This is a genomic window from Limnobacter sp. UBA3528 (genome assembly GCF_002377005.1).
Lineage (GTDB): Bacteria > Pseudomonadota > Gammaproteobacteria > Burkholderiales > Burkholderiaceae_B > Limnobacter.
On the sequence record NZ_DFOZ01000017.1, the window covers coordinates 1 to 23534 of the forward strand.

Consider the following 23534-nt stretch of genomic DNA (forward strand, 5'->3'; position numbering starts at 1 on the left):
TTATTCGCTGACGCCGGCCTGGCCAAACTGCCATTTCAGCCTTTCGTAATCCAGCCAGGCGCATTGTTCGGCGGTTAGCTCAACGGCCTTGTGCTGTTTGCAGAACTCTCGGAACTGCTCAAACTGCATGACCAGTTCCACGCACAGCTCTGGATCGCCAATCGAAAACTCGAACTCGACAAAGCGATTGTTCAAGGTGCCGGTCACACGCACATAGCGTGGAATTGATGCCTCCAGAATTCCGTTCATCTCCGGTGGCGGGGTGTCGCTTTTTGATGTTTTGACTTCTTTGATCATTTGGAACCCTCTTGCTTGATTTCCCTAGTAGAAGGGGCAAGGGATGTGCCAGGTGCTCTAAGTGATTGAAATTATTAGGTAGTAAAAAAATAGAGGGGGAATTCTAAGAAATTTACGGGTATTGAAAAGATCAATTGCTGCGGTGCAAGTTGATCAAATGATGAAGTGGATGCGTGTTTCAAACCGATTCCGTCCGGAGTCGAATGTTGACGCATGGATGATTGTTCAGATTGCACTACGAATCTGTACGACCGCGTTGACTTCACTCCTTTTAACAAAGTAGTAGCGTTGCCAGTAACGATATCGCGCGTGGCCTTTTTGTTACCGCTCTGTCGCCAGATTTGACGTGCTTTAAAAACAAACCCCCGCGAGGTATGCACCAGCGGGGGTCCGAAACCGAAACCAGGAAGCAACGGTTTGAAGCTTGAGTTTTGTGTCTTTGTTTATTTCTTTTTCTTGGCAGGCTTTGTGTTTACTTTGGTCTTAAGACCTTGGCCTGGCGTAAATTTTGGTACTACAGCGGCTGCAATCTTGATTGTTTCGCCTGTGCGTGGGTTACGACCCTCACGGGCTGCGCGTGCGCCGGTTTGGAATGTACCAAACCCAACCAACACAACTTTGTCGCCATCAGCCATTTGTTGGCTTACGGTGTCGATGAAAGCATCTAGCATTTTACCGGCTGCGGCCTTGGAGCATTCGCTTTTTGTGGCGATTGCGTCAATCAATTCGGTTTTATTCATTGTTAGTAATTCCAAAGAGTTAATGAGCGTAGATAATATTCCACGGAAAACTGCATGTATCAAGGGGTTCAGGCTGTTTTGGGCCTAATTATTTGCAGATTGGGATGCAGAATTCGGGAAAACGCGTCTTCACTGCCCAAGTTGGTGATCACGCTGCGTACTTGTTCACTTTTTAAGGGCACGCGCATTGACGCCGATTGAACACTAACTGCGTGGTTTCCTATGCAGTCACGTGTACTAAATTTCTGCTTAGCAACAAGCCCCTAAAATTGCTGAATTAGTTCCTTGTTCGAATGGTATGGAACTGCCGCAACCTTGAAAAATTCCGTAGTGTCTGGAAAAGTCGCCAATGAACTGGAAGTGTTCTTTGAAGCGCGTGTTTTGCAACATACGGAAAGTGTTGCCGCACACGGGGAAAACCTTGCCGGTTTCCATGAAGTGGTGTTTGTCCAGCAAGAAGCCGTGTGGCTGGTTTTCGCTGGTGCCCTTGTAAATCACTGCCTGGCCGTGGTCTTCACATGCTGTTTCCAAACCGTCCAGCTTGAACAGGCGGTAAGTGGCCGAGTAAAAGCGGGTTTGCCCAACCAGCTGACTTAAACGTTCGTCGGTAATCTCCAGGGGGCGGTCTTCAACCAAACGCGGATCGGTGAAACCGTTTTTTGTAGCCACGCGCAAGAAGTCGTTCCAATACAGGGCACCACCCAGGCATTCGCCGTAGAGAACCGGGTCACTGGCCACATGTGGAGAAATTCTGCGGTCTGAATACACATCGGAGAAGTAAAATTCGCCACCTGGTTTCAGCAGCTCGTAGGCCTGGCGCATGACAGCGTCTTTGTCGGGCGAAAGATTAACCACACAGTTTGAAACGATCACATCAAAACTGTTTTTCTCCAGACCCAGTTCATCGAGTCGTTCAATGTAGCCTTGAATGAAGGTAACGTTGCTGTGTGAGTATCCAAATTTTTTCCGGTGGTATTCGATGTGCCGGTTGGCCACTGCCAGTTGTTCCTCGGTCATGTCCACACCCACTACATGGCCAGTTTCACCAACCAGTTGTGCAAGGGCATACACATCGCGCCCAGAGCCGGAGCCGAGGTCGAGAATTCGTTTCCCCTTCAAGTCTGTTGGGCACACCAAGCCACATCCGTAATAGCGGCTTAGCACTTCGTCGTGAATATTGGACAGCAATGGTTTCAGCCATGCAGGCATGGATGAAAAATCACAACAGGCGGTGGTTTTCAGATCACTGCTGCTTTGTAGTTCTTTGCCGTAATAGTTCTTGACTGCGTCATACATGGTGTAATTCCTGTGTTGAAGGCTGTTTGCGTTGAGCACTGCCGTAATTCGCCTGCCTGCGCCGAAAAGTTACTTGCCCCCGGTTACAGGAATACGCGACTGAAGAATGAGTTGCTTGTGGTATGGTCTGGAAATTGAAACACGCTTATTGATCGTATATGACCAACAACAACAGCCACAGTATCGTCATCGGATACATTCTCTGGATTTTCGGTTTCATGGGCGCTCACCGTTTTTATTACGGCAGGCCCATCTCCGGCATCATCTGGTTCTTTACGCTCGGCTTGTTCTTGATCGGCTGGATTGTGGATTTGTTCTTGATACCGAGCATGGACAAAAGCGCCGATCGTCGCTTTCTGCAAGGCCCGATCAATTACAACATTGCCTGGGTGTTGCTCACCTTCCTTGGCGTGTTTGGCATTCACCGCTTTTACCAACGCAAATGGATCACCGGTTTGATCTACCTGCTGACCGTGGGTCTGTTTGGTATTGGCATCATTTATGACTGGTGCACCTTGAATGACCAAATCGATGAGCTGCACCGCGACGGCACTTTGAACTGAAACCGGTTTATTTCACGGTACCGAAATATTTCTTGGTGTCGCGTATGAACCCATCGAACAAAGCCAGTTTGGCGGCAGGGCTAATCAGCTTTAAAGGTAGGCCCAGCCCGAAACGCCCAGCCATTGCAAATTTCCACACAAATATGCAGCCCTTCTCAGTCGGCGTGACCTCATACAGTTCTGCAAACTGCTTGAATGCAGGGGCGTTGGCCTGTTCCACGTAAAAGGCATGTCGGCGTTCAGCTTCATCCCAAATGAAGAATCGCTCTTTCAGTTTGATGGTGTTGAAGTTGGCTGCCACTTCCCGGGTGGTACCCACGCGAAAGGGCCTTTCGCTGGTGTAGCGGCCGTTCAATGCTTTGCACCACGCCAGTGGTTTGTCAGCCACAAGGCCAGCCCACACTTCGTCAGCCGTGGCATCCAAGTGCATTGAGTATTCAAAGCGAAGTGGGGCTGTGTCGAAAAACGATTCGTCAGTGACCTTGTCGAGGTCGAACCAAATGGCCATGTTGTATTTCCTTTGATGTAGAGCATTTACGCCATAAACAATGCACCAAGCTTGCTGTATTCAGGATCGGTTTTGTCACCTTGATCTTTCTGAATTGCTTGCACCTTTTTTAACACCTCTTCCCAGCGGCGCTCAATGTTCGGGTTGATCATGTTTTGGCGTTTCAACTCGAAGGCTTCGGCAAAAACTGACATGCCGGTTTCGATGTCTATTCCTTCATAAAAACAGCTTTGAATGCCTTGCAGAGTGTCTCGGTCCAGCACCCTTCCGCAAGAAGTGTCGAGTGCTCCGCCGAATATTTCGTCGATCCAGTCTACCGTCGCATCAAAAAACAAGTTTATTTGGCGGCCGCTGTCAACTCGATGGGGGTGACCCGCTGGCACAAACACGCCGACTGATCTGATCCATTGCCCATCGCAAAAGCATTCCACATCGTGGCCGTCCATGTCGATTGCAATTTGGTGTGTCCAATGCGCGTGATCGTGCGTTGCGCCCGGTACGCCGATGAACACGGCCAAGCCCATGGTGCAGGCGAACTTTTCGTTCAGTACCAGTATTCTGTCTGTCATCACATTACCAACTATTCAACAATTTTTAACAGTGTAACGACTGTTGGTTTAGTTGGGATGGATCACTGCCCGGTAAGCTTCAATAAAACGGGGCGGCTGCTTTTTAGGCCTGCCGGTTTTCATGTCGATGCATACCCACTGGGTGTGCCCCAGCATCACTGTGGCTTGGTCACTTTCTCGCACAAACTGGTATTGGCGGGTCATGTCGGCTTTGCCCTCGTTGTGACTGATCCAGGTGGCCACCCACAGCATGTCCCCGGCGAAGGTGGGGCGTTTGTATTCCAGGTGATGCTGGCGTGCCACGCAGCCATAGCCCAATTCTACAAAGTCTTGAAAGGTTAGTCCCAGTTGAGCTGAATGCAGCGCCGCAATGGCCTGCATCCACACCAGGTAAATGGTGTTGTTGGTGTGTTCAAATTCGTCGAGATGTTCTGGCTGCACCGTTAACTTGCCCACAAATTGTGGGGTGCATTGCCACACGCCTGATGGTGTGTCGCTTGCGGCGATGGTTTGAATATCGCTGTCTTTGAAAATGTTCGAGTTGGTCATGAAGTGGGTGGTGCCAAACACAGAGTTGAAAACAACAAGCTGTGATTTGACCGCCACCCGAGATCCAAGTCAATGAAAGTCTTGCTTAAAAATCCACTGAAGCCGACACGATGAACGTACGCGGTGCTGCAACTGAGGCAAACGTGCCGCTGACCAACCAGTAGTTTTCATCGGTGAGGTTTTCAATATTGGCGCGCAATATCAGGGGTTTGTTGCCCAGGCTGGTGCGGTATTGGGCACCAATGTCGTAGCGTGTCCATCCAGCCACACTCAGGTTGTTGGCTGCATTCACTGCCATTTCGGAGGTGTTGATGATGCGACCATTCACGCTGGCTTTGGGTAGCCAGGGCAAATCATAGTCCAGGCCAAGGCTGAAGGTTTGGCGGGGCACGCTCGGTGCTTCATTGCCCTGGTTAACACCACCTGCAGTGCTGCTCAATTCAGCGTCGTTGAACAAGGCACTGGCCATGCCGCGCAGGCCCGGGAAGACCTCGCCGTATGCGCCCAACTCAAGCCCTCGGTTGCGTTGCTCTCCATCGTAGTTTGAGGTGTTGGTGGCTGCGTTGGTTTGCAGGTTGGGTCTGGAAATTTCAAACACCGCTGCGGTGGTTGTAATGCGTCCCCAATCTTTTTTCACACCAATTTCAAATTGTGGCGATTTAAATGGGGCCAGTACTTCACCCGCATTTGCAAATGCCGGGCCCACAATGGTGCCGCGTGTTAGGCCTTCTGTGTAGTTGCTGTAGATCGATGTGCTGGGCGTGGCTTTGAACACCACGCCAACCAAGGGGGAAATGGAGCTTGCGTTGTAGGAACTGGTTACAGCACCTGTGGTGGTGTTGAAGCCGTCTTGCTCCACGGTTTGATCTCGTGCACCCAAGGTGAGTAGCAAGCGGTCGTCCATGAACGCCATGGTGTCGGACAACACATAACTGAACAAGGTACTTTCACTGGCTTTGGCAGGGCCACGGCGCGGTTGCCCTACTGGTGGTAACGGTGTTGGGTTGTAAATATTCGAGGGTACATTGGCACCGCCAGATACAAACACATTGCCGTTTTCCTGTTCAAGCAAACTGACGCCCACATTCACGGTGTGTTTCACACTGGCTGTGTTGAACTTCAGTCGAACACCAGCATCCATGCTGCTTGTTTTGGAGTAAGAGTCAAAGAACGTACCGCGCACGGTGAAGTTGCCTTGTTCATCCAGATCACCTCCGGTCACAGGAAATACCTGCGTGGCATCGCCTTGGCGATAACCCAAACCACCATAGGTGGTTACGTGCTCATTGATGTCGTATTCAAACTTGCTCGCCACGGTGGTGTCTTGCAGTTCTAGGGGGTTGCCCGGGTAAAAATTCAGGTCGCCTGGGGGTGGAGCAGGCACCGCGCTCAACGTGGCTGGAATGCCAATTTGCGGGCGCAATTCCTCAATGTCCTCACGCTGTTCAAAGGCATCGAGTGACCATCGCAATTGGCGGCCACGGTAATCCAGCCCAATGGCTGCAAGCCCCAGTGCAGCATCGCCATTTTTAATACTGCCTTCGCCATCGCGAAGCACGCCGTTGAAGCGAACACCCCATTCGTTGTTTTCGCCAAATCGGCGACCAATGTCCAGGTGTGCACCTACCTGACCTTCGCTTTGAATGCTGGTTTCAAGCCTTGTCAGTGGAATGTCATCTGCACGCTTGGTGACCACATTGATTCCGCCGCCTACACTGCCATTGGGGGCAATGCCATTGACCAAAGCACCAGGGCCTTTCAGCAGCTCGACGCGTTCCAGAATTTCAATTGGCAAACGGCTGGAGGACACCAGACCATACAAACCATTCAAGCCAACATCGCCACTGGGCACGTTGAAACCACGAATTTGAAAGTCTTCACCAAAGCCGCCGGTACCTGTGAGTACGCGCACCGAGGCATCATTTTCAAGTACGTCTTTCAGGGTTCGTGCCTGTTGGTTTTCAAGCAGGGTGGATGTGAAATTAACCGTGCTGAACGGAATGTCCATGACATCGTTGGTGCCTAAAACCCCGAGTGTTCCCTGGCGTGACACCTGACCACCTGCATAGGGCACGGTGCCCGAGCTACTTTCTGTTTCCGCAGAAACTTTGACTTCAGGAAGGGCGTTGTTTTGCGCCCAAGCGGAGGACAAGCCGGCCAGGCTCATTGCCAGGACGGTCGTTTTGAGTTTGAAAGACATAGTGCACACCAAGAATTGAATGAATGGAAGAATTTGATTTATCAGTAATGATAATCATTCTTATGTGTCAATCCTGATGTGTGGTGTATTCTTAGTGAAATAAATAGAAATAATTATTATTTAATAATTGTTGTTGGCAATCAATCCAAATCATTCAGTGGGTGCTTGCCCTCAAATCTGGGTTTCAGCAGGTCAACAATGGTTGCCGCAGTGACAGCATTCAAATTGGCTGGGTTCCACTTTGGCGATTTGTCCTTGTCAACCAGCAAGGCGCGTACACCTTCCGGAAAGTCTGGGTGAACACAACAGCCAATCGAGGCCTGGTATTCAAGCCGCAACACATCGGCGAGATCAGCGCCTGCGTGGCGGTTCATCAATTCAAACGACAGGGCTGCAGAGGTGGGCGACCCGTGCGCATAGGCCTGTGCTGCGTTTGCAAGCCACTTTACTTTGCTTTGTTGAAGTTCTCGCAATGACTGGTCAATATCTGCCAATGATTTCTGATTCATTACTGCATCGATCTCTTCTGCATGTGTATGTACTAAACCGGTGGGTGCTTCCACTTCAAACTGTTTGAGCAATTCTGACAACACGGCTTTGTCCGGGTTGAATTGACCAGTCCAATTGGTTTGCGCTACCGCCTTGAGTACTGTTGCAAATTGATCGTGAGGTACCACTGCATCGGCCCAATTGCCGATCAAGGCATCGCCTGCGTTGATGATTGCGCCGGTCAACGCCAAAAACAAACCAGTTCGCGCGGGCATGCGGTGCAAAAACCAGGTGCCCGCCACGTCCGGGTACAGGCCAATGTGAATTTCCGGCATGGCAATGCGTGCATTCGGGCTGACCACACGGTGTGAGGCGCCCACCATCAGGCCAACGCCACCGCCCATCACAATGCCGTGTGCCCAACACAGAATGGGTTTGGGGTAAGTGTGTATGCGGTAGTCCAACCTGTATTCGCGCTCGAAAAAAGCCTCGGCTTCTGGCGGTACAACACCTGTTTCCACCCGCTTGCTGGCGTGGTGCAAACTAACCACGTCGCCTCCCGCACAGAAGGCCTTGTCGCCAGCAGCACTGAGCACCACACCTGCGATTGAATCGTCTTCAGCCCAGCTTTTGAGTTGCGGATCGAGCAGGTCGATCATGGGCAAGGTGAGCGCATTGAGCGCAGCAGGGTTATTCAAAACCGCATGCCCGAAACTGTGGCCACTGGCGGTGGTGAAAGTGCTGAAAGTGACAGGTGCTGACATGTTTTGATTGTGATGTAAGGTTTTCAGAGCGACTGCAAAAGATACACCAATAAAAAAAGCCCGATGCTTTCGCACCGGGCTTTTTGCAACTACCAGATCAAATTAATGGTGCAGATCGAAACGATCGGCGTTCATTACTTTGTTCCAGGCGGCCACGAAGTCGTTTACAAACTTCTTCTCGGCGTCTGAACCGGCATACACTTCGCACAAAGCACGCAGTTGCGAGTTTGAACCGAAGCACATGTCAGCCAGCGTACCTGTCCACTTCACTTCACCTGTCTTGCGGTCGCGGCCTTCCAACACGCCGTCGGCGCTGGTTGACTTGCTCCACTTGGTGCTCATGTCGAGCAGGTTGGTGAAGAAGTCCGTAGTCAGTGCTTCTGGACGCTTGGTGAACACACCGTGCTGGGCACCACCTACGTTGGCGTTCATGGCGCGCAGGCCACCGACCAACACGGTCATTTCAGGTGCAGTCAAGCCCAGCAAGCTGGCCTTGTCGATCAAACGCTCGGCAGCGGTTCCTTCCAGGCCTTTGCGGGCGTAGTTGCGGAAACCGTCTGCTGTGGGCTCCAGAACTTCGAAGGAGTCCACATCGGTTTGATCTTGCGTTGCGTCTGTACGACCCAAAGCAACAGGCACCTTGATGTCGTGACCGGCTTTCTTGGCTGCGGCTTCAACACCGGCAGCACCTGCGATCACGATCAGGTCGGCGATGGAAATTTTCTTGCCGTTGCCTGCGTCATTGAACTGCTTCTGAATGCCTTCCAGTTGCTCCAGCACCTTGCTCAATTCAGCAGGGTTGTTGGCTTCCCAGTTTTTCTGGGGGGCCAGGCGAATGCGGGCACCGTTGGCACCACCACGCTTGTCGCTGTTGCGATATGTGGAGGCTGAAGCCCAAGCTGTGCGCACCAGTTGAGGAATGCTCAAGCCGCTGGCCAGTACTTTGGCTTTCAGTGAAGCCACGTCGGCCTCGTCGGCATGCTTGTAATCCGCGGCGGGTACTGGGTCTTGCCAGATCAAATCTTCAGCTGGTACCAGTGGGCCAATGTAACGGCTCTTGGGGCCCATGTCGCGGTGAGTCAGCTTGAACCATGCGCGTGCATAGGCATCGGCAAACTCGTCTGGGTTGGCCAGGAAGTGGCGAGAAATTTTCTCGTAGTCCGGGTCCATGCGCAGTGCCATGTCAGCCGTGGTCATCATGGGCTGGTGGCTCTTGTTGGGGTCGTGTGCGTCAACCACTGTGCCTGCACCCGCATTGCCTTTAGGCTTCCACTGTTGCGCGCCGGCCGGGCTCTTGGTCAGTTCCCAGTCGTACTTGAACAGGGTTTCCAGGTAGCCCATGTCCCACTTGGTGGGATTGGGTTTCCACGCGCCCTCAATACCGCTGGTGGTGGCGTCGCCACCCTTGCCAGTGCCGTGCTTGTTGATCCAGCCCAAGCCTTGCTCTTCAATGGGTGCGGCTTCGGGTTCAGGGCCAACCAGTGCTGGGTTGCCCGCACCATGGGCCTTACCGAATGTGTGGCCGCCTGCAACCAGTGCAACGGTTTCATAGTCGTTCATCGCCATGCGACCGAAGGTGGTGCGAATGTCGTGTGCAGAAAGCTTGGGATCGGGATTGCCATCCGGACCTTCAGGGTTCACGTAAATCAACCCCATTTGCACAGCGGCCAATGGATTTTCAAGGTCGCGCTTGCCAGTGTAGCGGCTGTTGGCCTTGTCGCTGGTGGCGAGCATTTCAGTTTCCGGGCCCCAGTACACTTCCTCTGGCTCATACACGTCTTTACGGCCGAATGCGAAACCAAAGGTTTTGAAGCCCATGGTGTCCATACAGTACGTACCGGCCAGGGTAATCAGGTCGGCCCATGACAACTGCTTGCCATATTTTTGCTTGATGGGCCACAACAGGCGACGTGCCTTGTCCAGGTTGCCGTTGTCGGGCCAGCTGTTCAGTGGCGCAAAACGCTGCATGCCGGTGCCAGCACCGCCACGGCCGTCGGCGATACGGTAAGTACCAGCGGCGTGCCATGTCATGCGAACGAAGAATGGGCCATAGTGGCCATAATCGGCAGGCCACCACTCTTGGGAATTGGTGTACAGCGCTTCCAGGTCTTTCAGAAGGGCGGGTACGTCGAGTTTCTTGACTTCTTCCACATAGTCGAAGTCTTCACCCATGGGGTCTGTCAATGGGGAGTTCTGGTTCAACAACTTAATGTTCAACGCGTTGGGCCACCAGCTTGCGTTAGTGGGTGTGCCGGCAATCGCTGTTTTGGGACCGTCGCCCGTGAAGGGGCACTTTGCATCATTTGACATACATCTCTCCTTTGTTGCCGTTAATTATTAACTGCTGAATTCAGTGTAGGGTGCTAAATCCTATCAATCAAGTTGTTTTTATAAATTTACCCTATAGGCAGGGGCAATTGATATTTTTGACCTTCAGCATGTCTTCCATATTAATACCGGAAAAAAAATGGGTCACTCCTCGTCGAAGGAGTCGTACTTCTCGCAAAGAAAGTCGATCAGTGCGCGCACGGCAGGCAACATGCCGCGTCTGGAAGGAAACACCACATGAATGATCTCGCGACGCGGCGACCAGTCTGGCAATAGCTTGACCAGCTCGCCATTGGCCACTTGCTTGGGCACCATCAGGTTGGGCAGTTGAACTACACCTACACCCGCCATGGCACTGGCGCGCAATGCAACCATGTCGGTCGTGACCAGCCGTGGCGAATGAGGTATGACGATTCGTTCGCCACTGGCGTGCGTCAGGCACCACTCAAAAGCGGTTTGAACCTGGCCTTGGGTTTGCCCCAGGCCCAAGCTTGGCCAATGAATCAAATCTTTCGGGTGCTTGGGCGCGCCCATCTTGTTGATCAGGCAGGGCGAGGCCACCAAACACAGGCCCCTGTCCGAGAGCACTTTCAGCACCAAATCACTGCTGTCCAGGGGCAAGGGGCGAACCCGTATGGCAAGGTCGACGCCCTCGGCCACCACGTCCACCCGACGATTACTGGCCTCCATGTGGACAGTGACTTGCGGATGTTTCACCAAAAACTCGGCCAGCATGTCGCCAATGTGTGCGTGCAGCAGGGCAATAGGGCAAGTCATGCGGATCAGGCCACGTGGCTCGGCGTGATTGTGTTCAATCACTTCCTGTGCGCTCTCTGCTTCGATCAACATGGCCTTGCAGTGCTGGTAATAGGTTTTCCCGATTTCAGTGATGTGCAGTTTGCGGGTAGAGCGATACAACAATTGCGTATTCAAGCGCTTTTCAAGCTCGGCAATTCGACGGCTTATTTTCGATTTTGGTATGCCCAAGGCGCGCGCTGCCGCCGAAAAACCCTGGTGTTCAACCACTTTGGCGAAGTAGTACAGGTCGTTTAGATCCATGAATGCTTGCTCGTTATTGTTCTATTTGTAGAACGACTTGTTGAAATTGTGCCTGCTTATCAAAGATTGATTGTTTCAATAGCATATTGCCATTATTAACTGTCAATGTAAAAAGGAAGACAACATGAGCAAGCCTTACATTCGTCTCGACAAAAACAATGCTGCTGTGCTGTTGGTTGATCACCAGGCCGGTTTGCTGTCGCTGGTGCGGGACATCGATCCTGATCGCTTCAAAAACAATGTGTTGGCGCTGGCTGATTTGGCCAAATATTTCAACTTGCCCACCATTTTGACGACTAGTTTTGAGACTGGCCCAAACGGCCCTTTGGTGCCTGAGCTAAAAGAGATTTTTCCGGATGCGCCTTACATTGCACGCCCCGGACAGATCAATGCCTGGGACAACGAAGAATTCCTGGCTGCCGTGAAAGCAACCGGCAAAAAGCAACTGATTATTGCGGGTGTCGTGACCGAGGTGTGTGTTGCATTTCCAGCCTTGTCGGCCCTTGAAGAAGGTTATGAGGTGTTTGTGGTGACCGATGCATCGGGCACCTTCAATGAACTGACGCGCCATTCTGCCTGGGAAAGAATGAGCAATGCAGGCGCCCAGTTGATGACCTGGTTTGGCGTGGCCTGTGAATTGCACCGCGACTGGCGCAATGACATTGAAGGTTTGGGTGCCTTGTTCTCGAATCACATTCCCGATTATCGCAACCTGATTACCAGCTACACCGCGCTGACGAAATAAGTGCAAGGCGTTATGATTTTGACATGAACAAAATCAGACGAATTGAACTTCGAAGCGCCGATTTGGGCGAAGGCATGTTGGTGAAACGTGCCTTGCCCAGTCGCCACCAGCGCATGGTGGGGGCATGGTGTTTTCTAGACCATGCAGGGCCTGTTAATTTTGCACCCGGCAAAGGCATGCATGTGGGTGCACACCCGCACACGGCCTTGCAAACCTTCACCTGGCTGATCGACGGCGAAGTGCTTCACAAAGACAGCTTGGGCAATGAACTGATTATTCGCCCCGGGCAAGTGAATTTAATGACTGCAGGCCATGGCATTGTGCACACCGAAGATTCAGTGGTGAATGGCGGCCGCTTGCATGCTGCGCAATTGTGGATCGCCTTGCCAGAAGAACTGGCCGATTGTGAACCCGATTTTGCACATTATCCGGAATTGCCCGTTTGGCATTCTGAAGGTATTCAACACACTTTGCTGGCTGGTGTTTATGGTGATTTGGAAGCACCCACTGCTGTGTATTCAGAAATGCTGGGCATGGATTTGTTCAGCGAACAGGGCGGCACGGTTAACCTGAGTTTGAACCCGGATTTTGAATACGGATACCTGCCTTTGACAGGGCAGGTGAATGTGGCGGGTGAAACTTACACACCTGATGAGTTTGCGTATTTAGAACCGGGTTTGAACAAGCTTGAGATGACCTTGGGCACCGACTCGCGGGTGTTGCTGCTGGGTGGTTTGCCTTTTGATGCGCCGGTGCAAATGTGGTGGAATTTTGTGGGCCACAGTAAAGAAGCGATTGCGCAGGCTCAACGTGAATGGGAGCAGGGCGGGCCACGGTTTGGGGATGTGAAAGACGAAATTTCAAGCGCCGGCCTGGCTGCTCGATTAACAGCACCGGCGCTGCCTTGGAAATAAATATGGATGGCCTTCAGGGTTATCCATAAGTCAGCCACGCGGCCTGTGTTCGGGCTGCCGTGTTGAACTCGATTACAGTAGAAGAATCGACTGACACGGAGTACCCCATGGATTTTTCCCTGACCCCTGCATTGAAGTCACTTCAGGCCGAAGTGCGAACTTTCATTGCAGAACACATTATTCCCCTGGAAAAAGACCCTCGACAAACTGCGCACGGTCCCTCGGAGGAATTGCGGGAGGAATTGGTGGGCCTCGCGAGAAAAGCAGGTTTGCTGACCCCGCATGCCTCCACAGAACTGGGGGGACGTGGCTGGAGTCACATTGAAAAAGCAATCGCTTTTGAAGAGGCTGGTTATTCCACACTGGGTCCCACGGCCATGAACATTCATGCGCCTGACGAAGGCAATATCCACTTGCTCGAAGTGGTCGCTACACCTGAACAAAAAGAACGCTGGCTCAAACCCATGGTGCAGGGAAAAATTCGCTCGTGTTTCGCCATGACCGAACCTGCACCCGGTGCGGGTGCTGACCCTTCGATGATGCAAACCACGGCTGTGAAAGACGGCGATCATTATGTGATCAATGGTGACAAGTGGTTTATCACTGGCGCTGAAGGGGCAAGTTTTGCAATCATCATGGCAAAAATGGAAGACGGCACCGCCACCATGTTTTTAAGCGACATGGATGCGCCCGGCATTCAGTATGTGCGCACTATGGACGCGATGGATGCCTGTTTCACGGGTGGACATGGCGTGTTGAAGTTCAACAATTTGCGCGTACACGAAAGCAGTGTTCTAGGTGAAATCGGCAAGGGCTTTCGGTACGCCCAAGTGCGTTTGGCACCGGCGCGTTTAACCCATTGCATGCGCTGGCTGGGCCAGGCGCGCCGCACCCATGACATTGCATTGGACTACGCCCGCAAGCGGCAAGCCTTTGGTGTGCAACTGGGCGCACATGAAGGTGTGAGTTTCATGCTGGCCGACAATGAAATGGATTTGCACACGGCGCGTTTGCACATTTGGCACACAGCCTGGATGCTGGACCAGGGCGAGCGTTGCAATTTTGAATCAAGTCGTGCGAAGGTGGTTTGCTCGGAAGCCGAGTGGCGGGTGGTGGATCGCAGTGTACAAATTTTGGGCGGGCAGGGCGTGACCGGCGAAACGATTGTAAGCCGCATTTTTACCGACATGCGTGCCTTCAGAATTTATGATGGCCCCAGTGAAGTGCACCGTTTCAGCATGGGAAAAAAGCTGATTGCAGGTCTGGATAAAAAATAAGGAAACGCCATGAGCAACAATGATCTGTTTTCCATGCAGGGCAAACTGGCGCTGGTCACTGGTGCTTCCAGTGGCTTGGGAAAACACTTTGGGCAGGTGTTGGCCCATGCAGGTGCCACGGTGGTATTGAGTGCACGCAATGTCGAGAAATTGCAGCAAGTGTTGGAGCAAATTCAGGCTTCAGGCGCAGTGGCCCATGCGGTCGCCATGGACGTGAGCAATTCAAGTTCTGTGAAGAACGCAATGGCTCAAATCGTGAAGCAGTATGGTGTACCCGATGTGTTGGTCAACAACGCGGGCCAGTCGATTGCCAAACCCATGCTGGAGCAAACCGAAGAAGACTGGGACCAAATACTGGACACCAACTTAAAGGGTTGCTGGCTGGTGGGCACCGAGCTTGCGCGTGCCCTGGCTGCTGCAGGCAAGCCGGGATCGATTGTGAACATCGCTTCCATTTTGGGCGAGCGCGTGGGTGGTGCAGTGGGACCTTATGCAATTTCGAAAGCGGGTTTGGTGCAGGCCACCAAGGCCATGGCGCTAGAGTTGGCGCGGTACAACATCCGCGTGAATGCAATTTTGCCCGGCTATGTAGCCACCGATATGAACAGTGAATTTTTGGCCAGCGAATTGGGCGACAAATTACGCAAGCGAATTCCAACACGGCAGTTTTGTGAGCTCAGTGATTTGACTGGGCCGCTGTTACTGTTGGCCTCGAATGCAGGGGCGGGCATGACAGGCGCTTGCGTGGCTGTGGATCGTGGACATTTGGTCAGCGCGCTTTGATATGAACAGCATTCAACAACAATCGCTTGAAAATTATTTGGTACAAACCTTGGCCGCAGACAGGGTTGAAATTCTGAAAGCTGCCTTGCTTTCGGGCGGTGCTGTACAAGAAAACTGGGCGCTTGATTTGCGGGTAATTGGTGGTGCTTTTGATGGTGTGCTCAACACCGTATTGCGTTGCGATTCTCCCACCGCTGGCGTGGCAATTAGCCACGGCCGCGCGCAGGAATTTGCCTTGTTGCAAACCGTGTTCAACGCAGGTGTCACTGTGCCCCAACCCTTGTGTTTGTGTACGGACATCTCCGTGTTTGGTCGCCCGTTTTTTGTGATGCGTCGAATCGCGGGTACAGCCGCAGGTCATGTGCTGGTGAAGAACAGTGCTTACGCCCCTGACCGTGTTGAACTCGCTCACCGATTGGGTCGGGAGCTGGCGCGAATTCATTCGATCAAGCCGCCTGTAGAGGCGCTCGATTTTTTGCACACCTACACTGAGTCGCCGGCGCTTTACCGAATCAACACACATCGCAATTATCTGGATCAACACCACACGGCTTACCCGGCGTTGGGGTGGGGTTTGCGTTGGCTTGAACGACATGCACCAGCGCGTGGTTTGGTTACATTGGCACACGGCGATTTTCGCACTGGCAATTACATGGTGGATGAACAAGGACTCACCGGAATTCTGGATTGGGAGTTCGCCGGGTGGAGTGATCCACTGGAAGACATTGGCTGGTTCTGCGCGAAATGTTGGCGCTTCGGGCAAGACGGTTTACAGGCTGGTGGCGTTGGTTTGCGTGAACATTTTTACCAAGGTTATGAGGCCGAGTCTGGTCGCACCATTGATCGCGACCAAATTCATTATTGGGAAGTAATGGCGCATGTGCGTTGGGCGGTGGTGGCCATTGAACAGGCACAACGCTTTTGTTCCGGTCAGGAAAACTCACTGCTGTTGGCCCTGACTGGCCACATTGTGCCGGAACTGGAATGGGAAATTCTGAACATGACGGAGCACAACTGATGCGTGAACAACCCACGGGAGAATCGCTGTTGCAGTGCGCACGCGATGTGCTGAAAAACAATGTGTTGCCTTTGTTGCAGGGTGACGCCAAGCGAGATGTGTTGATGGTGATGAACGCCATGTCGATTGCACAACGTGAGTTACAGCAGGGCACTGCGCTTGAACAGGAAGAACAAAATAGATTGGCCAAAGTAATGGGTGAACCTGTATTTGATGTGGCTCGGGCCAACCGTGAATTGGCGGCTCGAATTCGTGCCGGTGGCGCAGACCCCGACAAAGCGGAGCGTGCTGGGGTATTGAGCCATTTGCGCGCTGAGGGTAAAAATCGTTTGTTGGCCAGCAACCCGAAAATATTGGTGAGCAACAAACCATGAGTACCTTGATCCTGATGCGGCATGGCCAGGCCTCGTTTGGTGCGGCGCGTTACGACGCCTTGTCGGAACTGGGGCAAGCCCAGGCCCGTGCCACCGGGCTGTGGTTGTGCAATCAGGGTTTGCAACCCAATGTGGTGCTGCACGGTCCGCGTCAGCGGCAGGCTGGTACGGCTGCCTTGTTGCTTAAGGAAAGTGGATTTGGCATTCCCAGCCAACAACATACTGCACTGGACGAGTTTGCTGAAGGTGAAGAAATTTTCAGCGCTGCGGAACAATTACTGGGTCGATCGATGGCGCTGGATGCGGGGCGTTCACGGCTCGACGTCTTGCATGATTACGATGCAACCTGCCGTGCGTGGGCCAACGGCGAAGTGACCATTCCTGGTCGATTGAGCCTGAAGGATTTTCGTGCGCAGTTGAGCCAATGGCTGAGTGCGCATACGCATGCACAGCAGGCCAGTGGGCAAGTTGAATTGGTGGTGACCTCGGCCGGCTCCATTGCTGCATTGATGTGTGAAGTGATGGGCTTGCCCGACTCCAGTTGGTACAGCCTGCTTCGCGTGATTCGAAATGCATCGCTGACCGAGGTGCTGTACTCCAAAGGCAAAGTCAGTCTGCTGAGTTTCAATGGTGTAAGCCACCTGCCGCCGCAATTGAACACGTCGATGTAAATTTGGCGGCGGCCAGTCCAGATCAGCCCGTTTGTTCCCCGCCGGCGGTGTTGCCATGGCTTACAAGTTCACGCGCAGGGCGAACTTCAATTGAACCATAGCGGGCGGGTGGAATTTTCTCGGCCAGTGCAATGGCCTCGTTAAGGTCTTTGGCCTCCAGCATGTAAAAACCAGCGAGCTGTTCTTTGGTTTCCGCAAAAGGACCGTCTGTGGTGTGTGTTTTTCCGTTGCGCACCCGCACGGTGGTCGCGGTATTCACTGGCAACAAAGGGCTGCCCGTAATGAAGTGGCCTTTGCGGCTTAAGTTTTCCACACAGGCGATGCACTCCTTGTTCAACGCATCCCATTCCTGTTGCGACATGCCGTTCATGATGCTCTCGTCGTAGTAGACCAAGGCCAGATATTTCATATTCAGTCTCCGTAGCGATAATCTTCGCGCAGTGATTCTTCAATGGGACGAACTTCAATCGTTCCCAGCCGAGCAGAAGGCCATTGCGATGCAATTCGCAAGGCCTCGTTGAAGTCCTGGGCTTCAACCAAGAAAATACCACCCAGTTGTTCCTTGGTTTCTGCAAAAGGCCCGTCGGTGGTTATCAACCTTTGATTGCGCACTCGCAGCAGTACACCATGGTTTGCACTTTGAAGCGCGTGGGTGGCGATCAGATGACCGCTGGCTTTCAACGACTCCACATAGTCCAGGGTTTCCTGCCTCAAAGCCAGCCACTGCTCTTGTGGCATGGCTTTGAACAAGGCCTCTTCCTCGTGGGCCAGGCACAGGTATTTCATGGCATGTTGCCTCTCAAGGTTGAGCATCGAAGATGGCTTTGCCGGTTTCAGGGTCGAATGGTGAAGAAAAATGCTCATGCATAATTTTCCATTCATCCTTCTCCTGTCGGAGGCACACGGTGGCACGCATCCAGCCAACGTTTTCATTGCCAAAGTCTTGAACCGAACCACAGCGCGACAGGTAATGGCAAAAGGCCAAATCGCCACTGTGTTGGATATTCAATTGATGAATTTCAAAGATGATGCCGCCACTGCACAACTGCATGCAGTATTTCCAGTGTTCTGTGTAATTGGGTTTGCCGATGATGTGCAGCGCTTTGACTGCATCAAACGACACAATGTCATCGCTGTAATGGCTCATGATCTTGTCCAGGTTTTCATCAACAACAGCTTGCTGCCAGCTTTCCAGTACTGCCTTGATTGCGTTCATGCTCACTCCTTTGCTTTTCCTAAAGTTGGGGTCTTCATGAATTAGTCGAACGGCATTTATTGAAATCGACATAGTTTGAAATTATTTTTATTTTTTTATTTCTCCCAGACTATTCAGGCGGTTTTGTAGAAATCGTTGTTCTGGCCCCTGCCTCGTCAAGCGCAGCGCTTCTTGATATGCGTCCTTGGCCTCCTTTAGGCGGCCAAGGCGCCGGTGAAGATCTGCGCGTGTAGCATGGGCCAAGTGGTAGTCGTGCAGGTGCCCTTGCGCCATCAGCTCGTCGAGCAGTGTCAGCCCGGCTTGCGGGCCATCGCGCATTGCAACTGCTACGGCACGATTCAACGCAACAACTGGCGAATGGGTGTGTTCAAGCAATGCGTCGTAAAGGCCAACAATTTGTATCCAGTCCGTTTCTTCGGCGTGGGAGGCCTCCGCATGCACAGCGCTGATCGCGGCTTGAAGCGTGTAGGCACCAAAGCGGCGGCTGGCCAGCGCTTGAAGTACCAGTTCGCAACCTTCGCTGATTTGTGCCTGATTCCACAATTCGCGGTTTTGATCTGCCAGCAAAATCAAATCGCCATCGGGTGTGCAGCGTGCTGCTCTGCGAGAGTCATTCAATAGCATCAATGCAAGCAGACCCACAGCTTCGGGTTCCGGCAGCAGTTCTACCAGCAGGCGGCCCAGGCGGATGGCTTCGCTGCAGAGTTCCTTGCGAATCAGGGCTTCGCCGTTCGAGGCAGAGTAGCCTTCATTGAATACCAGATAGATCACATGCAATACAGCATGCAAACGCTCCTGCAGCTGATCGGCTTGTGGCACTTCGTAAGGAATTTTTGCATCGCGAATTTTTGTTTTGGCGCGAACAATGCGCTGTGCAATGGTGGGCGTGGTGCTTAAAAATGCACTGGCCACTTCTTCGGTCGAAAGTCCGCATACCTCTCGCAAAGTGAGCGCCAATTGTGCTTCAGGCGACAGGCTGGGGTGGCAGCAAGTGAATATCAAACGCAAGCGGTCGTCTTCAATGCTTTCATCATCATCTGCAGGTTCGTGGTGTAGTTGCTCAGCCAGTTCATCTGCAACATCTTCAAACGAGGTGTCGAATTTCGCACGCCGGCGAATTTGGTCAATGGCTTTAAAGCGGGCTGTTGACACCATCCAGGCGCGGGGACTTGCGGGTATGCCGTGGCGTTGCCATTGTTGAAGGGCGATTGAGAAAGCATCGTGCATGGATTCTTCAGCCAAATCAAAGTCACCCAGTAAACGAATCAGTGTGGCCAGTATGCGGCGGGATTCAGCTTGGTAAAACGAGTCGAGCCAGGGTCGCAGGTCAGTATTCATGTTGTTGAAATTAACACTCGTTAATACAAATGATAATAATTATCATTATAATTGGACGATTATTCATTTTTTCCAATCATCTCATGATCACCCAGAATCCGAAATTAAATGGTCTCACCTTGGCTGTGTTCGCGGCTTTGTGTCCTCCTGTTTTTGCCCAAACCACCGAGTTGCCTTCCGTGCAGGTCAATGCCAGCGCCGACGCATCGGCTGAGGGTCTGGCTCCTGAATATGCGGGTGGCCAGGTGGCCTCGGGTGGACGTGTGGGTTTGCTGGGCACTCAATCGAACATGGACACGCCATTTAATCTGACCAGCTACACCTCGAAGCTGATTCAAGACCAGCAAGCAGCCAGTGTGGGCGAAGTGTTGTTGAACGATCCGGCGGTACGTGTGGCACGTGGTTTTGGTAACTTCCAGCAGGTGTATTTGGTGCGCGGTTTGCCAATTTTTTCGGACGACATGTCCTACAACGGTTTGTATGGTCTGTTGCCACGCCAGTACATAGCTTCGGAATTGCTGGAGCGTGTGGAAGTGCTGCGCGGTGCGAATGCATTTTTGAACGGTGCCGCACCCGGTGGCAGCGGCTTGGGTGGCGCCATTAATGTGGTGCCCAAACGTGCACCCAATTACGACATCAATCAGGCCACCGTGGGCATTCAGGACGGCGGAGAGGCTTACCTTGCAGGTGACTTTGCACGCCGTTTCAACGATGGTTCTACTGGCGTGCGAGCAACCATGGCCAAGCGCGACGGCGACACCAATGTGGAAGGAGAATCGCGTGAACTAAGCTTGTTCGCAGTGGGCGCAGATTTCCGCAGTGACAGGTTAAGAATTTCCGCCGATGTGGGCTATCAGGAGCACAAGTTACAGGCTTCGCAACCCAACATCACCATTGGCGCCGGCCTTGCCATTCCAACCACACCGCGGGCAGACCGCAGCATTGCGCAGCCCTGGACCTTCTCCAACGCAGAGGACACTTTCGGCACTGTACGTGCTGAATATGATTTCAATGACACGGTGACTGGCTGGTTGGCCGGTGGTATTCGGGAGGGTGTTGAGGCCGGCAATTTTGCCAACCCGACTGTGGATGACTCCAATGGCGATTATGATGCCAACCGATTTGCGAACGTGCGTGAAGATTCTATTCAAACCGCTGAAGCTGGATTGCGTTTCAAGTTCAACACCGGTGCAGTGAAGCACACCGTGAGCACCTCGGCCATGATTTATGAATTGGAGTCAAAAAATGTCTTCAATTTCTATGACAGCTTCTCAGGCAATATTTACAATCCACAGCCTGTGTCACAGCCCACAGTAGTGACTTTTCCTGGCGGCAGTTTCAACAGTCCTTTCGTTACAGAGACCACCAAAAACTCCAGCTTCGCAATCGCAGATTCAATGGCTTTCCTGAATGACAAATTGTTGCTGACCTTGGGAGCTCGGCATCAGGAAATCGAGGCGATGAGTTTTAATGCAGCGGATGGTTCTCAAACAGCCAGCTACTCGGAAAGCGCCACTACACCGGTTGCTGGTGTGGTGTTCAAGATCAACCCGCAGTATTCCGTGTATGCCAATTACATTGAGGGTTTAGTAAAAGGTGAAACTGCGCCTCAGACTGCAAACAGTCTGGCTGTGACCAATGCAGGCACTGTGTTCAAACCTTTCAAAACCGAGCAAATTGAGCTGGGTGTGAAATACGATGGCGGCAGCGTGGGTGGTACCGTGTCGGTGTTTCAAAGCGAGAAGCCCAGTTACGGGATTGACGGTACCAACACGTTTTCTCAAATTGGTGACCAAACCAACGAGGGCCTGGAAATTATGGCTTTCGGCAAAGCGAGCAAAACCGTCAAGGTGCTGGGCGGCTTGAGCGTGTTGAACACCGATGTCGATGGGCAGGACGCTATTGGTGCACCCTCTGCACAGGCCAATGTGGGCCTTGAATGGAGCCCTGAACAGGTGCAGGGACTTGCATTCGAGACTCGCGCAATTTACACCAGCAGTCAGTACGCCAATGCTGGCAATACGCAGGAACTACCTTCGTGGACCCGCCTTGATTTCGGGGTGCGTTATGTGATGCCAGTGGGCAACGAGCAAGCACTGACCTTGCGTGCTCGTTTGGACAATGTGACGGATCGCAATTACTGGGCATCTGCCGGCGGTTTCCCGGGTTCAGGTTACCTGACGATTGGTAACCCACGCACTTTGACCGTCTCAGCCTCACTAGATTTTTAAGGGGTATGTTGCAGCGCAGTGTTGACCCTGCGCTGCGAATGGCTGAAGATGTAACCGCTCAGTCACATCTGTGTTGCAGTACTTTTCTCCTCACTGGAACACCACCATGCCCACCCGTATTCTGATTGCCTCAATGGTTTTGGCCTGCGCTGTTGTTGTCACTCCCGCGCATTCTCAAGTCAAAGGTCCGGAAATTCCTCCGAATTTGATTGGCAACGTATCTCGCCAACTGATGAAGGAGATGAAGCCCCTGGACAAGCCGCTGCACATCAAGATTTGCATTTTTGATATTTTGGGCAAGGCTGGTCCGGTGTTCAGCGTGGCGCAAGACATTGCGCTGGAAGCACGCAAGTGGAATGTATTTGCTGAACTGATTCCGCACACCAATGAAACCGTTGCCACAGAGTCTTTTCGCACCGGTCAGTGCGAGGCGGTGGGCATCACTACATTGCGGGCGCGTTTGTTCAACCAGTTCATGGGTAGCTTTGATGCGGTGGGTGCATTGCCTTCCTACGATCATGTAAAAACAGCCTTGCAAGTGCTGATGGGAAATGACGCCTTGTACGATTTGTCGATTCAAGGCAAGTACCAGGTGGTGGGCATGGCCCCACTGGGCGCAGCCTATGTGATGGTGAACGACCGGTCGATTGATTCGATTGAGAAGGCAGCAGGAAAAAAAGTGGCTGTGATGGACTGGGACAAAAGCCAGGCCAAGATGATTCAGCAATTGGGCGCGCAGGCTGTGCCCAGCGACATTACAAACTTTGCACAAAAATTCAACAATGGTGTGGTCGATATTGTGGCTGCGCCTGCGGTGGCTTTTGCACCGCTGGAGCTTTATCGTGGTCTTGGCACCAAGGGCGGCGTGTACAAAATGCCGCTGTTGAACGTAACGGGTTCAGCCATTATCAACCGCACGCGTTTGGAGAAGGAAATTCCTGATCTGGATGATCGCTTGAAAAAAATGCGCAAGTTCGGTTTGGGGTTCATTGACCAGGCATTGGACGCAGTTAGGACCATTGAAAAGCAGGTGCCCGCCAAATACTGGATGAACGTGACGCCTGCCGATCAGGAAAAATACAATGTGATGATGCAGCAGGCGCGTGTGCAACTGACGCAAGAAGGCGTGTACGACAAACGCATGATGAGTTTGCTGAAAAAGGTGCGTTGCCACCACACACCCAGTGCTGCGGAGTGCAGCACGAATGTGGAGTAATGCAACGTTTCATTGTCGCAAGAAGCTGGCCGCCTGGCGTTGTGCCAAGCGAATCAAATCGCCTTGTGCAATTGATACATCAATCAGGTGAAGTCCCCAGTTCATGCCACCAATGAATTCTCCGGGATAGTCGTCTGCACGCGGGTCGTCCGGATCAGCCACGATACTCGCTTCAAGATAACTGACCCCGTTGAGCCCCACCTTGCATTCACCTTTGACCTGCCCGGGCATGGAGTAGTAGGGCGTGGGAATGGTGAGGTTGCTGATCGGGTTGGCATACGGTCCACCAGGTCCGCGCGGAATCAGCAACACGCGAAACACCGGCGGTTGCTGGCGCGGCACAATGGGAAACAGGTCGGCTTGCCCGCCCGCCAGTGCTGCGGGGGTGG

25 protein-coding genes are annotated in these 23534 nt (G+C 52.6%); 10 read left to right on the top strand and 15 right to left on the bottom strand.

What is annotated here, in order from left to right; all coding sequences use genetic code 11:
- The 3 genes from B4N58_RS04345 to B4N58_RS04355 form a co-directional block, all read right to left on the bottom strand.
- Entirely contained in the window at positions 1–297 is a 297-nt protein-coding gene (locus tag B4N58_RS04345; protein WP_008250741.1) for a phenol hydroxylase subunit, read from the bottom strand.
- A 443-nt stretch (positions 298–740) separates the two neighbouring features.
- A complete protein-coding gene (locus B4N58_RS04350; protein WP_008250743.1) occupies positions 741–1037 on the bottom strand; it encodes an HU family DNA-binding protein in 297 nt (98 codons plus the stop codon).
- Positions 1038–1286: 249 nt separating this feature from the next.
- Positions 1287–2333, bottom strand: a complete 1047-nt coding sequence (locus B4N58_RS04355; RefSeq protein WP_291746198.1) for a methyltransferase domain-containing protein — start codon at positions 2331–2333, stop codon at positions 1287–1289.
- A gap of 158 nt (positions 2334–2491) precedes the next feature.
- Between B4N58_RS04355 and B4N58_RS04360 the strand changes: the two genes are divergently transcribed.
- Complete coding sequence (locus tag B4N58_RS04360; protein ID WP_008250748.1) at positions 2492–2896, top strand: NINE protein; 405 nt, start codon at positions 2492–2494, stop codon at positions 2894–2896.
- A 7-nt stretch (positions 2897–2903) separates the two neighbouring features.
- On the opposite strand, the gene B4N58_RS04365 is transcribed toward B4N58_RS04360, so the two are convergent.
- From B4N58_RS04365 to B4N58_RS04395, 7 genes are all read right to left on the bottom strand, one after another.
- Complete coding sequence (locus B4N58_RS04365) at positions 2904–3404, bottom strand: SRPBCC family protein (RefSeq protein WP_291746201.1); 501 nt, start codon at positions 3402–3404, stop codon at positions 2904–2906.
- A gap of 26 nt (positions 3405–3430) precedes the next feature.
- Complete coding sequence (locus B4N58_RS04370) at positions 3431–3973, bottom strand: hypothetical protein (RefSeq protein WP_291746204.1); 543 nt, start codon at positions 3971–3973, stop codon at positions 3431–3433.
- Positions 3974–4021: 48 nt separating this feature from the next.
- A complete protein-coding gene (locus B4N58_RS04375; protein WP_291746207.1) occupies positions 4022–4522 on the bottom strand; it encodes an acyl-CoA thioesterase in 501 nt (166 codons plus the stop codon).
- A gap of 85 nt (positions 4523–4607) precedes the next feature.
- Positions 4608–6722 (bottom strand): TonB-dependent receptor, encoded by a 2115-nt coding sequence (locus B4N58_RS04380; protein WP_291746209.1) that lies wholly within the window; start codon positions 6720–6722, stop codon positions 4608–4610.
- Between the two features lie 140 nt (positions 6723–6862).
- Entirely contained in the window at positions 6863–7975 is a 1113-nt protein-coding gene (locus B4N58_RS04385; protein WP_291746211.1) for an enoyl-CoA hydratase/isomerase family protein, read from the bottom strand.
- A gap of 102 nt (positions 7976–8077) precedes the next feature.
- A complete protein-coding gene (gene katG, locus B4N58_RS04390; RefSeq protein ID WP_291746214.1) occupies positions 8078–10285 on the bottom strand; it encodes a catalase/peroxidase HPI in 2208 nt (735 codons plus the stop codon).
- A gap of 162 nt (positions 10286–10447) precedes the next feature.
- Positions 10448–11362, bottom strand: a complete 915-nt coding sequence (locus tag B4N58_RS04395) for a LysR family transcriptional regulator (protein WP_008251232.1) — start codon at positions 11360–11362, stop codon at positions 10448–10450.
- A gap of 124 nt (positions 11363–11486) precedes the next feature.
- On the opposite strand from B4N58_RS04395, the gene ycaC reads away from it, so the two are divergent.
- The 7 genes from ycaC (at position 11487) to B4N58_RS04430 (ending at position 17144) form a co-directional block, all read left to right on the top strand.
- The gene (gene ycaC, locus B4N58_RS04400; RefSeq protein WP_008251246.1) at positions 11487–12107 is read left to right on the top strand and encodes an isochorismate family cysteine hydrolase YcaC; all 621 of its coding nucleotides are present in this window, start codon (positions 11487–11489) and stop codon (positions 12105–12107) included.
- Positions 12108–12130: 23 nt separating this feature from the next.
- Positions 12131–13021, top strand: a complete 891-nt coding sequence (locus B4N58_RS04405; RefSeq protein WP_291746219.1) for a pirin family protein — start codon at positions 12131–12133, stop codon at positions 13019–13021.
- A gap of 107 nt (positions 13022–13128) precedes the next feature.
- Positions 13129–14298, top strand: a complete 1170-nt coding sequence (locus B4N58_RS04410; protein ID WP_291746222.1) for an acyl-CoA dehydrogenase family protein — start codon at positions 13129–13131, stop codon at positions 14296–14298.
- Positions 14299–14307: 9 nt separating this feature from the next.
- Positions 14308–15081 (top strand): SDR family NAD(P)-dependent oxidoreductase, encoded by a 774-nt coding sequence (locus B4N58_RS04415; RefSeq protein ID WP_291746225.1) that lies wholly within the window; start codon positions 14308–14310, stop codon positions 15079–15081.
- A gap of 1 nt (position 15082) precedes the next feature.
- Entirely contained in the window at positions 15083–16099 is a 1017-nt protein-coding gene (locus B4N58_RS04420) for a phosphotransferase family protein (protein ID WP_291746228.1), read from the top strand.
- Complete coding sequence (locus B4N58_RS04425) at positions 16066–16473, top strand: DUF6285 domain-containing protein (RefSeq protein ID WP_291746231.1); 408 nt, start codon at positions 16066–16068, stop codon at positions 16471–16473. Before B4N58_RS04420 ends, B4N58_RS04425 begins: the two co-directional genes overlap by 34 nt.
- The gene (locus B4N58_RS04430; RefSeq protein ID WP_291746234.1) at positions 16470–17144 is read left to right on the top strand and encodes a histidine phosphatase family protein; all 675 of its coding nucleotides are present in this window, start codon (positions 16470–16472) and stop codon (positions 17142–17144) included. Before B4N58_RS04425 ends, B4N58_RS04430 begins: the two co-directional genes overlap by 4 nt.
- Positions 17145–17166: 22 nt before the next feature.
- Here the strand turns inward: B4N58_RS04430 and B4N58_RS04435 are convergent, their stop codons facing one another.
- From B4N58_RS04435 to B4N58_RS04450, 4 genes are all read right to left on the bottom strand, one after another.
- Complete coding sequence (locus B4N58_RS04435; protein ID WP_008251254.1) at positions 17167–17553, bottom strand: YciI family protein; 387 nt, start codon at positions 17551–17553, stop codon at positions 17167–17169.
- 2 nt (positions 17554–17555) lie between these two features.
- The gene (locus B4N58_RS04440) at positions 17556–17930 is read right to left on the bottom strand and encodes a YciI family protein (protein ID WP_291746239.1); all 375 of its coding nucleotides are present in this window, start codon (positions 17928–17930) and stop codon (positions 17556–17558) included.
- A gap of 13 nt (positions 17931–17943) precedes the next feature.
- Positions 17944–18360: a YybH family protein gene (locus B4N58_RS04445; RefSeq protein ID WP_291746242.1), complete on the bottom strand. Its 417-nt coding sequence runs from the start codon at positions 18358–18360 to the stop codon at positions 17944–17946.
- 87 nt (positions 18361–18447) lie between these two features.
- A complete protein-coding gene (locus B4N58_RS04450) occupies positions 18448–19698 on the bottom strand; it encodes an RNA polymerase sigma factor (protein ID WP_291746245.1) in 1251 nt (416 codons plus the stop codon).
- 83 nt (positions 19699–19781) lie between these two features.
- Here B4N58_RS04450 and B4N58_RS04455 point away from each other — a divergent pair, with 83 nt between their 5' ends.
- Positions 19782–21929, top strand: a complete 2148-nt coding sequence (locus B4N58_RS04455; protein ID WP_291746247.1) for a TonB-dependent receptor — start codon at positions 19782–19784, stop codon at positions 21927–21929.
- Positions 21930–22035: 106 nt separating this feature from the next.
- Entirely contained in the window at positions 22036–23145 is a 1110-nt protein-coding gene (locus tag B4N58_RS04460) for a putative solute-binding protein (RefSeq protein ID WP_291746250.1), read from the top strand.
- A gap of 9 nt (positions 23146–23154) precedes the next feature.
- Here B4N58_RS04460 and B4N58_RS04465 read toward each other — a convergent pair.
- Positions 23155–23534: hypothetical protein (locus B4N58_RS04465; protein ID WP_291746252.1), on the bottom strand; the 380-nt coding region annotated here is incomplete at its 5' end.